Source organism: Niallia sp. 01092, assembly GCF_052318935.1.
GTDB lineage: Bacteria > Bacillota > Bacilli > Bacillales > Cytobacillaceae > Niallia.
In genome coordinates, this window is sequence record NZ_JBQRKO010000017.1 from 100,212 (window position 1) to 113,263 (window position 13,052).

At 37.8% G+C, this 13,052-nt stretch carries 11 protein-coding genes and 1 riboswitch; of the genes, 5 read left to right on the plus strand and 6 right to left on the minus strand.

All coding sequences use genetic code 11. The annotated features are described in order from the left end of the window. Positions 1–408: 408 nt before the first annotated feature. The 5 genes from ACTXGU_RS16085 to ACTXGU_RS16105 all read left to right on the plus strand — a co-directional run bounded on the left by ACTXGU_RS16085 (position 409) and on the right by ACTXGU_RS16105 (position 6,260). Positions 409–2,016, plus strand: coding sequence for an APC family permease (locus tag ACTXGU_RS16085; RefSeq protein ID WP_443482543.1), 1,608 nt, complete (start codon positions 409–411; stop codon positions 2,014–2,016). A 322-nt stretch (positions 2,017–2,338) separates the two neighbouring features. Further along, positions 2,339–3,733, plus strand: coding sequence for a circularly permuted type 2 ATP-grasp protein (locus ACTXGU_RS16090; RefSeq protein ID WP_443482557.1), 1,395 nt, complete (start codon positions 2,339–2,341; stop codon positions 3,731–3,733). 68 nt (positions 3,734–3,801) lie between these two features. After that, positions 3,802–4,773, plus strand: a complete 972-nt coding sequence (locus tag ACTXGU_RS16095; RefSeq protein WP_443482544.1) for an alpha-E domain-containing protein — start codon at positions 3,802–3,804, stop codon at positions 4,771–4,773. Between the two features lie 17 nt (positions 4,774–4,790). Next, entirely contained in the window at positions 4,791–5,639 is an 849-nt protein-coding gene (locus ACTXGU_RS16100; protein WP_443482545.1) for a transglutaminase family protein, read from the plus strand. 123 nt (positions 5,640–5,762) lie between these two features. Further along, positions 5,763–5,870: riboswitch (SAM riboswitch) on the plus strand. A 72-nt stretch (positions 5,871–5,942) separates the two neighbouring features. Next, complete coding sequence (locus tag ACTXGU_RS16105) at positions 5,943–6,260, plus strand: hypothetical protein (protein ID WP_443482546.1); 318 nt, start codon at positions 5,943–5,945, stop codon at positions 6,258–6,260. Positions 6,261–6,438: 178 nt separating this feature from the next. Here the strand turns inward: ACTXGU_RS16105 and ACTXGU_RS16110 are convergent, their stop codons facing one another. From ACTXGU_RS16110 to nikA, 6 genes are all read right to left on the minus strand, one after another. Continuing rightward, the gene (locus ACTXGU_RS16110; RefSeq protein ID WP_443482547.1) at positions 6,439–6,645 is read right to left on the minus strand and encodes a hypothetical protein; all 207 of its coding nucleotides are present in this window, start codon (positions 6,643–6,645) and stop codon (positions 6,439–6,441) included. 540 nt (positions 6,646–7,185) lie between these two features. Further along, positions 7,186–7,992, minus strand: a complete 807-nt coding sequence (nikE, locus tag ACTXGU_RS16115) for a nickel import ATP-binding protein NikE (RefSeq protein ID WP_443482548.1) — start codon at positions 7,990–7,992, stop codon at positions 7,186–7,188. 23 nt (positions 7,993–8,015) lie between these two features. Continuing rightward, on the minus strand, positions 8,016–8,843 hold the full coding sequence (gene nikD, locus ACTXGU_RS16120) for a nickel import ATP-binding protein NikD (RefSeq protein ID WP_443482549.1): 828 nt from the start codon (positions 8,841–8,843) through the stop codon (positions 8,016–8,018). Next, a complete protein-coding gene (gene nikC, locus ACTXGU_RS16125) occupies positions 8,824–9,690 on the minus strand; it encodes a nickel ABC transporter permease subunit NikC (RefSeq protein WP_443482558.1) in 867 nt (288 codons plus the stop codon). Before nikC ends, nikD begins: the two co-directional genes overlap by 20 nt. Continuing rightward, complete coding sequence (gene nikB / locus ACTXGU_RS16130) at positions 9,690–10,634, minus strand: nickel ABC transporter permease subunit NikB (RefSeq protein ID WP_443482550.1); 945 nt, start codon at positions 10,632–10,634, stop codon at positions 9,690–9,692. Before nikB ends, nikC begins: the two co-directional genes overlap by 1 nt. Before the next feature lie 414 nt (positions 10,635–11,048). Further along, positions 11,049–12,662, minus strand: a complete 1,614-nt coding sequence (gene nikA / locus ACTXGU_RS16135) for a nickel ABC transporter substrate-binding protein (protein WP_443482551.1) — start codon at positions 12,660–12,662, stop codon at positions 11,049–11,051. Between the last annotated feature and the right edge of the window lie 390 nt (positions 12,663–13,052).

Here is a 13,052-nt window from a genome sequence, read left to right on the forward strand (position 1 = left end):
AAGAATCCCTCTTTCGATTAAGCTTCAGCATGGTTTCCCTTCCTTTCCATGTTAACATTTCTGACCTGACTTTATCTCTCTTCTCTTTTTTAAGAATCCACCCTCTTGATTTTTTAAAATTTTCAGAATATTATTAAATATTTTTTGATTACTCATGTCTTTTTTTGTTATTTTTTGTATGTTACATAATAGAATAAAAAAGAATTTTTTCATAAATTTAACAAACATTACATCATAAGTAATCATTCTTAACGAACGTTAAATTTATCCATCTGGAGGTGAGTTTTGTAATAACATTTATTAGTGGTACTGCCCAAACACTAATATTGCTTTGGTAAAACTTAATCCAACTTAGATAGGAACAGAATGTTTTAACATGACTAGAACTATTTGGAAGGGGTTTAACACGTGAATCAATTACACAGAAAGATGGGAATATTCTCTTTAATGATGGTCGGAATTGGTTCGATCATTGGATCAGGTTGGTTATTCGGGGCTTGGAGAGCTGCTCAAATTGCTGGACCTGCTGCAATTTTTTCATGGATTATCGGAATGGTTGTCATTCTATTTATCGCACTATCTTATAGTGAATTAGGTGCTATGTTTCCTGAAGCAGGCGGAATGGTGAAGTATACCCAATACTCTCACGGCTCTTTTATGGGATTTATTGCTGCTTGGGCAAACTGGATTGCCATTGTATCTGTTGTACCTGTTGAAGCAATCGCTTCTGTTCAATATATGAGTTCATGGCCTTGGGAATGGGCACAATGGACGCATGGTTTAGTAGAAAAAGGAAGTCTTACTGCAGGTGGCTTAGCTATTGCTTCAGTCTTGCTTCTTATCTATTTTTTCTTAAATTACTGGACAGTCAACTTGTTTTCAAAAGCGAACTCTCTTATTACCATTTTTAAAATAATCATTCCTGGGCTTACCATTGGATCCCTCTTATTTGTTGGATTTCATGGAAGTAACTTTACATATGAACATAGTGTCGCTCCCAATGGATGGGCGAGTGTGTTTACAGCCGTTGCCACCTCTGGAATTGTGTTTGCATTTAATGGTTTTCAAAGTCCGATCAATATGGCAGGAGAAGCAAAGAACCCTGGACGCTCCATTCCAATTGCCGTTGTCGGTTCGGTATTAATTGCAACTGTCATTTATGTGCTGCTTCAAGTTGCTTTCATCGGTGCTGTTGATCCTAGTATGCTCTTAAATGGATGGAGTCATTTAAACTTTAACTCTCCGTTTGCCGACTTGGCTATTGCTCTTAATATTAATTTCCTTGTCATACTATTATATGCAGATGCTTTTATATCTCCATCTGGGACAGGAATCACTTATACAGCTACTACTGCACGAATGGTATACGGTATGCAAAAGAACGAATATTTACCAAAAGGATTAGGAAGCATTCATCCGATTTATGGGATTCCTCGTCCTGCCATGTTATTAAATTTAGGAGTATCGTTTTTGTTTTTGTATTTATTTAGGGGATGGGGTGTTTTAGCAGAAGTAATATCCGTTGCTACTCTTATTTCCTATGTTACGGGTCCAGTTACTGCAATGACACTCAGAAGAACGGGAAAGGATTTATACAGACCATTGCGTTTAAAAGGCTTGAGCATCATTGCACCGCTAGGATTTGTTTTTGCTTCCTTAACATTATATTGGGCACGCTGGCCGCTTACCGGAGAAGTTTTATTCATTATTCTGATTGGCCTCCCTATCTATTTCTATTATCAAGCAAAAATAAAATGGGCAGGATTTAAAAGGAATTTTTCAGCAGGAATTTGGATGGTTTGCTACTTATTATGTATGATCCTCATTTCTTATTTAGGCAGTGAAAAATTTGGCGGATTAAATATCATTCCATATGGCTGGGATATGCTTCTCATCGCTTGTCTATCCTTTGGTTTTTATCTTTGGGCTATAAAGAGCGGGTTTGAGACCGAATATCTTCAAGCAGGCAAGCAAGTAAATAAAGAGATGGAGAACCAAGAAAAAACCATTGCTTGATAAGAAAAGCGCAGGCGTCTTGATCAGCCCCGAAGAAAAATGTTCTCTTGGCTCAAAAAGTGCTCTTTACTTTTAGAGACAAGAGGTTATCTTTCACAGGGGCTAGGCGCCGGAGCTAGACACCAAGATGCCTAAAAAAAAATTTTCTTATATCTAAAAAAAAACCTTTCCTTAACACTGTCAGCATAGTAAAATAACGACATAAATGGTCGCAATTTTCAGAAAACATTAACAAAACTTTCTTTTTCAGGGGGAATGAACAGTGAATTTAACAGAAAAACAACTATTCTCAGAGTATAACGTTGCATCATTTTATGATGAGATGTTCTCACCAACTAATGAAGTAAGAGAATATTACAAGCAAGTTTATCATCAGCTGCAAGAAATGGGCTCTGAGGAATTAATCAAACGGCAGCTGTCCACTGAAGCTCTAATGGTGAAGCAAGGAATCACCTTCACGTTGTATCAAGAACAGTATGGCGATCCCCTTGAACGCACAATTCCATTTGATACCATTCCCCGTATTTTAACGGCAGAAGAATGGAGCTTCCTTGAAAAAGGTTTGAAACAAAGAGTAGCTGCATTAAATCAATTTATTTACGATATTTATCATGAACAAAACATCGTACGCGATAATATTATTCCTAGAAAGCTAATTGTCACAAACTGTTATTTCCGCCCAGAAATGATGAATGTCCAAGTTCCTGAAAATACGTATATAACGTTATCCGGCATTGATTTAATTCGAGATGAAAATGGGGAGTTCTTTGTTTTAGAAGATAATTTACGGACTCCTTCTGGCATCTCTTACTTATACAAGAATCGTCAGCTTATGAGCCAATGTTTACCTGAATTATTGTTTCATAATCAAGTTCGCTGTATGGATCATGGATTAAACCATCTATTATCCGGTCTAAGAAGTATGGCTCAAGGCAGTAAGAGGAATCCTAAAGTGGTCCTATTGACACCAGGCCGCTACAATTCAGCTTATTATGAACATTGCTTCCTTGCTCAAGAGATGGGGATTGAACTAGTAGAGGGCCCAGATCTTGTCGTAATTGATCATAAAGTATATATGAAAAGTTTTCATGGTCTAGAACAAGTAGATGTCATATACCGGAGATTGGATGATGATTATTTAGATCCTCTTGCTTTTCTGCCGGATTCCTTGCTAGGAGTTGCAGGACTCATGAATGCTTACCGAGCAGGAAATGTTACCATCACCAATGCACCTGGTACGGGTGTAGCTGATGATAAAGCTATATACGCTTATGTACCAGATATGATTCGCTATTACTTAAATGAAGAACCGATTTTAAAAAATGTTCCTACTTATATTCTCTCTCGTCAAGATGAACGAGAATATGTTTTGAATCATTTATCGGAGCTTGTTGTAAAAGAAACCTCTCTTTCAGGCGGATACGGGATGTTAATCGGACCTAAAGCAACGGAAGAAGAGATTGCTTTGTTCGCTGAGAATATTAGGCAGGATCCAAGCCGATACATTGCACAGCCAACGATTAAACTTTCCACAGCTCCCTCTCTTATTGGAGAAAAAATTAAACCGCGGCACATTGACTTACGTGCATTTGTGATCGCAGGAAAAGAAATCAGCGTAGTTCCTGGCGGGTTAACAAGGGTTGCTTTGAAGGAAGGATCCTTAGTTGTAAACTCCTCTCAAGGTGGTGGAAGCAAGGATACTTGGGTTTTAGAATAATGGTGTTAGCTTGCGGAGTAAAACACCCCTCACACTTGATTTTTGTAGAAGAAAGGTAGGAATACATAATGCTTAATCGTGCAGCAGAACAATTATTTTGGATCGGTCGATACATGGAAAGAATTCAAAATCATACACGTTTAATTCAAGTTAGTTATCATATGCGCCATGATGTAAATACAAATACTGCCCAAGCTGAATTTGCTTGGGAAAGACTTTTAGAAAGCTTTCATTGTCAAAAGGATTTTTATCTGAATTATTCAGAAGCGAATGAAGAAACGGTTTTACACTATATCACCTTTGACTCGTTAAATATCAATTCAATTTACGCTTGTATCAAACAAGCTAGAACGAATGCTCATGCCGTCAGAGATAAACTTCCGAGCGAATCGTGGGAGGCCTTAAATGCTCTCTATCTTTGGATGCAGGAAAAAGATATTGGCGATTGTCTGTTGGAAACACCCTTCTTATTTTATCAAAAATTAAAGGAATGGCTCACTTTATTCCATAACAGCCTTGAATGCTCCATGCTTCGCCAAAGTGAGTGGCATGTACTGCAGATGGGAATCTTTTTGGAGCGAACCGAGAATACGGTAAGAATGCTCCAATCTATTCATCAAGAATTTCTCTATGATTCCGATTTTGTGCACAGCAATGATCAATATCACAAAATGTGTGCCTTTTTAAAATCCTTAAATGCCTATGAAGGGTTTCGCACCATGTGTGCAGATAATCTGCAAATGGGAAAAATTGTAGAGTTTTTAATAAGTTGTTCTGTGTTCCCAAGGTCGTATTATGCTTCATTAATCGCTTTGGAAAATCATTTAAAGGCGTTCCAGCATATATTGCCTCATACTTCTTTATATTACAAAGCGGCGGGGAAGGTGGAAAAATTAATTTCTCATGTATCTTATTTAGAATGGCGCCAGATTTCGACTAATTCTTTGCAAAAACTGCTCGATGACTTGCAATTGTCTTCGAATGAAATAGGAGCCCTTATTTCAAGAGCATTTTCACAACAGGAGATGGTAAGAGTATGAAAATCCAAATTTCTCATATGACCCGTTATCGGTATGAAGAACCGGTCTTTAATAGTGTAAATGAAGTTCGATTAACACCTCGTACAAATGATCGCCAATCTTGTCATCACCATTCGGTCTTCATTAATCCAACGGTGCCTTTGTTTACATACGAGGACTATTTTGGCAACCGAGTGTACAGTTTTTCTATTGCAGATCCGCATGATGAAATTGTGATCGAAACACACTCGATTGTTGCCACTTATGACGAGCAGATTAAGAATGTGCAGGAATATCCGTTAGATGAGGAGCTGAAAATCCTAGCAAGTGAACAGTTCCAAAACGATTTTGCTGAATACTTAACAAATACGACCTATACATTTCTGACTCCAAAAATACAAGCATTCACTGAAGATACAAAAAACAGTTCAGAAGCTACGAGTGTGTACCAAATTATTGAAAACATCTCTAGAGCCATCTATACACAGTTTAAGTATGATCCTGAAGCAACAGATGTTCAAACTACTGTCGCAGACACATTTAAACTAAAACGAGGAGTATGCCAGGATTTCGCTCACTTAATGATTTCCATGTGCAAAAGCCTCGGCATCCCCGCTCGATACGTGAGTGGCTACCATTTCGTCGGTGATCTTCAAGGTGGACATGCTGACTTTGAGCAGGCTTCCCACGCATGGATAGAAGCGTATGTACCGGGAATTGGCTGGTTGGGCTTTGACCCAACCAACAACGGAAAAGTCAACTGGCGCTACGTAAAAATCGGCCACGGCCGCGACTACAAAGACATCGTCCCGATAAAAGGCAGCTACCTTGGAGTGGCCAACCAAACTCTTGAAATAGCCGTCGACGTACAAAAGCTAGAAAACTAAGAAAAGCTCAGGGTGTCTTTCTTCTATTTTGTTTCTTTTTTGATCACTTAAATAATAGGATATTGACAGTTCCGAGTATTTTAGTTAGAATAATAAAAAATATAAATAATAACACACGAAAATCTCTTATCCAGAGAGGTGGAGGGACTGGCCCAATGAAACCTCAGCAACCACAATCTTTTGAATTGTATGGTGCTAATTCCAACAAAGCTTAGCTTTGGACGATAAGAAGAGGTGCCTTTTTTATACAAAAAAACCCTCTTCTTAGGAAGAGGGTTTTTGTATATTGAGAGGAGAATTTTTATGCATATTAGCAAGACACACGTTGAAGTAAATGATTATTTAGATTTGTACCTTTATGCGGGAAGTATCGGGGATGATTCATGGCAGCATGAAATTATCGAAAAACTAAAAAATGTCCATAACAACACATTATCACAAAACGAATCTCTAATTATCGATAACCTTTGGGAGAAATACAAACATATTAATGAAGAGATTCTTACTGCTTATCACCAATTACGAAATCAGTCTTCTAATAAAGATTTACAAGATAAACTTTGGGAGCTAAAGCAGCAGCGTGTTTCATTAAGCCAACAGATTCGCTTAGCAAAGAATTAGTCTCCAAAGATAACGTAGTTTTCCTAGCTTAAATATTATTAATTTAAAAAGTCTGTTTTCGTATAGGTTGTTGCTTTTAAACGCTTTTCTAAATGTTTTATGTAAAAAATAACAAACCTTGAGAAAACAGCATTTAAAAGAATCACCTTATCTTAGATAAGGTGATTCTTCCTATGTACTAGATTTTTTCTTTCATTTTAGCCATCATGTTCATCATAGATGTCATCATTTCATCGCACTCTTGCATCTTTGACATCATTTCATCCATTTCCATGTCCATTTCCATATCAGACATCTTGTCCATCATCATTTTCATACAATTCATTTCACACATCATTCTTTCCATACATACCATCATTGTCATATCCATGCACATTTTTTCCATTTTCCATTCCTCCAATTAAATAATTTTTTGAATAAAAAAGAAATAAAAAAGCGCATAAAAATATCCTCACAAGCATTTGATAATTGAGTTACTGAAAAAACGGGGATTACCGAATCGTAAACTTTACATCATCATACTTAGAGGCTTTTTAGCGCTTCATGTTGTTTATTTTTTCCTTTTTTATACATTCATAATTATATAACTAAAGTATTTAACCGTCAATTTATTACTATTAGAATTTACATATTTTTATCTTTTTTTAATATTTTAGTAATCTATTCTTCTATTTAAGAAAGGCTCTTTTCGTATAGATTATTGTTATTTAACCCCAGCCTGAATACACTTCGCTTTCCGCCGCCGAGCCACTTCGTCGTTTCACTCCTGTAGGGTCTCGCCTGTCTCGCTAATCCTGTAAGAGTCTACGTGTATTCAAGCTGCTCCGTATTCAAAACGGTTTTTCAACTTATTAAAAAGCAACAAACTTTTAGAAAACAGCCTTAAGAAAAAATCGCTATGCATTCGTACACTTCTTTTTGCCTATCACTTCCCTCTTGTACGGTAGCGGGGATGCTCTGGAAGCATGGACGAAACGAGCGTTTTCACAGCGGGGTGAGAAGAATAAAAAAATTGATCTTTATAATCGCAATGCTCGACCACTTCCCCTTTCTCCATTACAGCCAAAGAGTCGGAAATAGAATAGGCCGCTTTCAAGTCGTGTGTAATAAAAAGATAAGAGAGACCAAATACCGATTTCAACTCGTTTAACAACTCTAATATGTTTGTTTGATTGACCATATCTAAACTGCTTACCGCCTCATCCAATACAATTAATTTCGGTTTTAAGGCAATCGCTCTTGCAATATTAATTCTTTGCAGCTGTCCTCCACTAAATTGATGAGGATACTTCCGCATATCCCCACTATTCAACCCGACTTTTTCTAACAATTCTCCAATGGTTTGTTTTTGTTCATCCACAGACATTCTTTCGTAGTTTTGCAGCGGTTCACCGATAATTTGTTCTGCTGTCATTCGTGGATTGACGGAAGAATAGCAATCTTGAAACACGACTTGAAGATCGCGGCGAAGTCGTTTTCGCGTATTCCGATCCGTGTGATAAAAATCATGCCCTTGAAAAAGAACTTGACCCTTTTGAGGCTTTTCTAATCCAAGAATCACTTTGCCTAGTGTACTTTTCCCTGCTCCACTCATTCCGAGAAGCCCGAGACACATTCCTTGTTCTATGGAAATAGAAACGTTTGAAAGCACCTTTTTTCCTTGATCTTTTTTTCCAAATAAACGAAAAGAACTATAAGTATGCGTTACTTCCTTCACCTGCAGTAAACTCATTTTTCCACCCCCTATTCAAAAAACTAATCTAGTAATCTAACTTGCTTATTTAAGTTTAACGAAGGTCTAGCATGAAGTAACTTTTTCGTATACTCATGCTGTGGGTTATCAAACAGCTCGTAAACATCCGCTTTTTCTACAATTCTTCCCTTGTGCATAACCGCAACATCGTCAGCCATTTCAGCAATAACACCGAGGTCGTGAGAAATTAATAAAATGGACGCATCATATTTTGAACGAATAGAATCCAACAGACGCAAAACCTGTAATTGGTTCGTTACATCGAGTGCGGTTGTTGGCTCATCGGCAATGATGACGGATGGCTTTAAAGATAGTGACATCGCAATCATTACCCGCTGCAACATGCCACCACTTAATTGAAAAGGATATCGTCGCATCAGCTCAGAAGGATTTGGTAAATTCACATCATGCAAAGAAGCGACAGCAAGTTCCCATGCTTCCTTCTTTGTTAAAGCAGTATGGGTGCGAATTGTTTCTATAAATTGATTTCCGATGGTACGGACGGGAGTAAAGGCGTTCATTGGATTTTGCATAATAAGCGCCATTTCTTTACCACGAATCCGTTTCATCTCCTTATTTCCCAACATATTTAATTCTTTTCCATGTAATCGTATACTTCCTTCTACACTAGTGGTCTTATAGTCAAGAAGCTTAAGAAGAGACAAACAAGTAATCGTTTTGCCACTGCCGCTTTCTCCTACAAGACCTAGCACACGCCCGGGCTGCAATTCAAAATGGATGTCTTGCACTAATGGAACTGTTCCATTTAAAGTCTTTGCCGTCACATTTAGGCCGCTCACTTGCAAAACATTATGCTGTTTCTCTATCAATAGTCTCATTCCTTCTTAAAAAACGTCGTTTTACCCCAAACCGTTCTGACAATGCTTCTCCTAACACATTAAATGTGATAACAACAAGCATAATCATTATACCTGGATACAGCATTAACTCAGGATTACTTCGTATATATGCTTTTCCTTCATGAATCATTGCCCCCCATTCTGGTGTAGGCGGCTGAATACCGAATCCGAGAAAGGACAGAGCAGAAATATCCATGATTGCCCAGCCCATTTCCAGCGTTCCCATTACAACAATTGGCGGAAGTACATTTGGCATAATATGCTTCCTGATAATTTTCCATTGTGAAGTTCCATTTATTTTAGCAGCGGCAATAAAATCCTTTTCTTTAAAGCTAAGCACGATGCCGCGAAACATCCGAGCGTAATACACCCACTGTACAAGCATCATCGCTAAAATTACTTGTGTCAGACCAGGACCGAATATCCCTACTAAACCTAGGATAAGAACAAGGTTTGGAAACGCCATTACGCCCTCACAAAATCTCATCAGCACAAGGTCGATCCATCCCCCCTTGTAACCTGCAAATGTTCCAACAAGCAAACCGATTCCTAATGAAGAAAGGAAAATCAGAGACGCAAAACCTAATGAAATGCGAGCACCATATAAAAGTCGTGAGAGATTGCATCTTCCTAAATAATCGGTACCCAATGGATATTCAAGTGATGGAGGCTGCAGTTTGAGCGTCAAATTCACTTGAATCGGGTCGTGCGGAGAGATCCATGGAGCCAAGATTGTCAGCATAAAAAGAATAAATAACGTAATCGAGCATACAATAATAGTCTTTGGACTCTTAAGAATGTTCTTTATTCTCACCATCATTGGTCCGTTCCTCCTTTCCTAGAAATCCGTGGGTCCATATACATTTGCACCATATCTACGACCAGATTGCACAAAATAAACAAACAAGCTGCAAAAAACACATAACATTGGATTACTGGTATATCTCGATTAAAAATTGCCTCAATAAAATAGCGTCCAAATCCAGGCCATGAAAAAACGGACTCGACAATAATCGTACCGGTAAGCAATTTGCCAACATTCATCCCAATTCCTGTAATCATTGGTGAAATCGCAATTTTTAATACATGTTTTACCATAATGACTCTCTCGTTGATGCCTCTCGTTCTAGCATATAACACATAAGGCTCCTGCAAATTTTCCAAAACACTGATGCGAAGCAGACGGGTATAAATAGCAATCAGCGGCAAAGCCAACGTTAGCGACGGAAGAATAAGATGCTGCCATGTTCCTATTCCTTCCACAGGAAGCAAATCAAGTTTTACAGCAAACAAAACAATCAATAAATATCCTAGCCAAAACTGCGGTATGGAAGCACCGAAAAAGGCAAGAATTCGGCTGAAATGATCAATCGCACTATTTTTTTTGACTGCAGCTAAAAATCCAAGCGGGACGCTGACAAATATAGCTAAACAAATGCTGCTTATAGCTAATTGGACTGTTGCAGGCATTCGCTCCATCACCTCTTGCAAAACAGGTTCATTTGAAAGATAAGATATGCCAAAATCAAGTTGGCATATCTTTATTACAGATTGAATATATTGAACGAGCAGCGGCTGATCTAGACCGAACTCCTGTCTTTTCTGCTCCAAAATCTCCTCAGTCGGCTGAATATGGGCACCAGTCAAATAAGCTTCCGCAGGATCGACTGGTGAAAGATGAATCATTAAGAAGGTGAGAAGTGTGGCAAACAGAAAAATAGGGATAATAGCAAAAATTCGTTTCATAATGTAGCTGCCCATGATATTCCTCCTGCTGTTTAATTTTTAATACTAATGTCTGTGAATGGATGTTCATCACGATTAGCTGGAATGTAAAGCCATTAATATCTTTCTGATACACAGCTGTTTTCTTAATATCCTTGCTTTAGCATTAGTACATCATTTCTTCCTGAATGAAATAATAACAATAATTGATAATAATTATCACTAGAATTATCATAGTTATCAAGATTCCTATTGTCAATGATTATTTCTGTGATATAAAGGTCGTTTTGGGATGATTTGCTGCATTAGAGGATAGTAATTGAAATGTTATGGTAAAAAACTAGCAAAGAGAATATGAATTTTTCTTTGCTAGTTTTTTTAATTTTCATGGAAATATCGTTCTTAATTCTTCATTAATACCTTACAATCTATATATTTTCCTTCATCTGTTTAATTACCAATGCCAACACCTAAGAATGGATTTTCATCCCGATTGGCTGGGAACGTAAAGCCATTTACATCTTTTTGATACACAGCTGTTTTCTTAATATAAGAGATTGGCAAGATGGCTCCCTGCTCCTGTAATGTCTTCAGTATAGAGCTGTATAATTCTTGTCGTTTTTTCTCATCAGTCGACCTTAGTACATCCTGTATTTGCTGATTTAGCTCTTGTTTCATCGGCAAGTTTGCTATCGCTTCAGAGAATCCAAATCCTTCCTTCGAAACAACGTTAACGAAAGTATGTGGATCATATGGTGCTCCATAATTGCTAAAGAAATTCAAATCAAAGTTGTTTTCTTTGAACCTTTTTATTTGAACCGTTAATTCAACACCTGTAATATTTAACTTGATGCCGATTGTTGCCCATTCAGCTTGCAGTGTTTCTGCCATTGCTTTTTGAATTGGATCCGACTTTTCATACATCAATTCTAGCTCAAGCGTTTTACCATCTTTCTCACGGATCGTTTTTCCGGATGGCAGCTTCCAGCCTGCTTCATCTAAATATGCTTCTGCTTTTTTCAAATCGTAATGAATAGGCGCTGCATCAATGTCAGTATATGGGAAGTTTTCAGGTAGAATATTGTCCGCCTTCTCTTCCAGTCCGGAAGTAACTCCATCCACCATTGCTTGTTTATTAAAACCATGTTGAAGTGCTACTCGCACTTTTACGTCTGAAAGCTGCTCTTTAGTTGTATTCATTACTAACTGTCTTGTTGCAACAGGGTCAGAAATGCTCGTTTCATATTTTCCTGAATCTTTCAATTGATTAAAGGCATCTAGGCTAATTGCACCTTCGCCATAAATTAAATCTAAATCCCCTTTTTCAAAGGCAAGTACTCTTGTCTCTGCATCAGGAATTATTTTCACGACTATTTTTTTAGCTTTCGGCTTTTCTCCCCAATAATTTGGATTATGAGTAAATGTCGCATATTCATCTTTTTTATAATCCTCTAGCACCCATGGACCGGTTCCAATTGGTTTTTCCACACCTTTAGATGTATCCCCATCTTTAGGGAATCCAGCTTCTCCTAGGAAACGCACTGGACGAACTACCGCTAGTTCCTGCAATGTTGGATAATATGGCTCTGTTAACGTGATTTTGAACGTATTCTCGTCCACTGCCTCAGTCTTATCAATAACAGTAATTAACCTTAACCAGCTATGTAAGGCAGAATTTTTCATGATCGCATCAAAATTCTTTTTTACAATATTAGCATTAAAGCTGCTTCCATCAGAAAACTTTACATTTTGGCGGAGATGAAAAGTGTACTCCTTCCCATCCTCAGATATATTCCATGATTCAGCTAAAGCAGGTTGAAGCTCTCCCCCCTCTTTATAACTGATTAATGGCTCGTAAATCATCGATTGGGCAAACATTTGCGAAGGATTGTAAACATGTGGATTCATTTCTCCTATATCCCTCGGCCATGAAAAGGTGAGTTCATTTTTTTCTTTCTTAGATGTCTGCTTGCTTTCCTGCTTTGTACAACCTAAAAGGGAAATCGATAAAAGCAGAATCATAGCTGAGATCAATACAACGAATTTCCTTTTTTTCTTAAACATCTGTAAATAATTCCTCCCTAAAATGATTAAAACAAAAAATATAATTGATAACAATTATCATTATCATAGTTAGGAAGATGCCTCTTGTCAATGGTTTTTTCTGTAACATCAAAGTAGTTATTGAACTCCTCCATTCTTTAAAATAAAGGCTCTGTTAAACGATAATGTTGATTTTGGAAGGAAATTTGCGAGACTCCTGCGGAAAAGCGGTCTGGCAAGACCCCGCAAGACGGGTACGAGCAAAGGGACTTGCCAGTTCGTCCGCGGAAAGCGAGCGATAAGCTTCGGAAAACCCTTTTTAACAGAGCTTATTTTCAGGGTAGACACTCATGCAACAAAAATTTGCACCATGGCGCATGAAAAGAAGCAGTATCCCTATTTTTTAGAGCA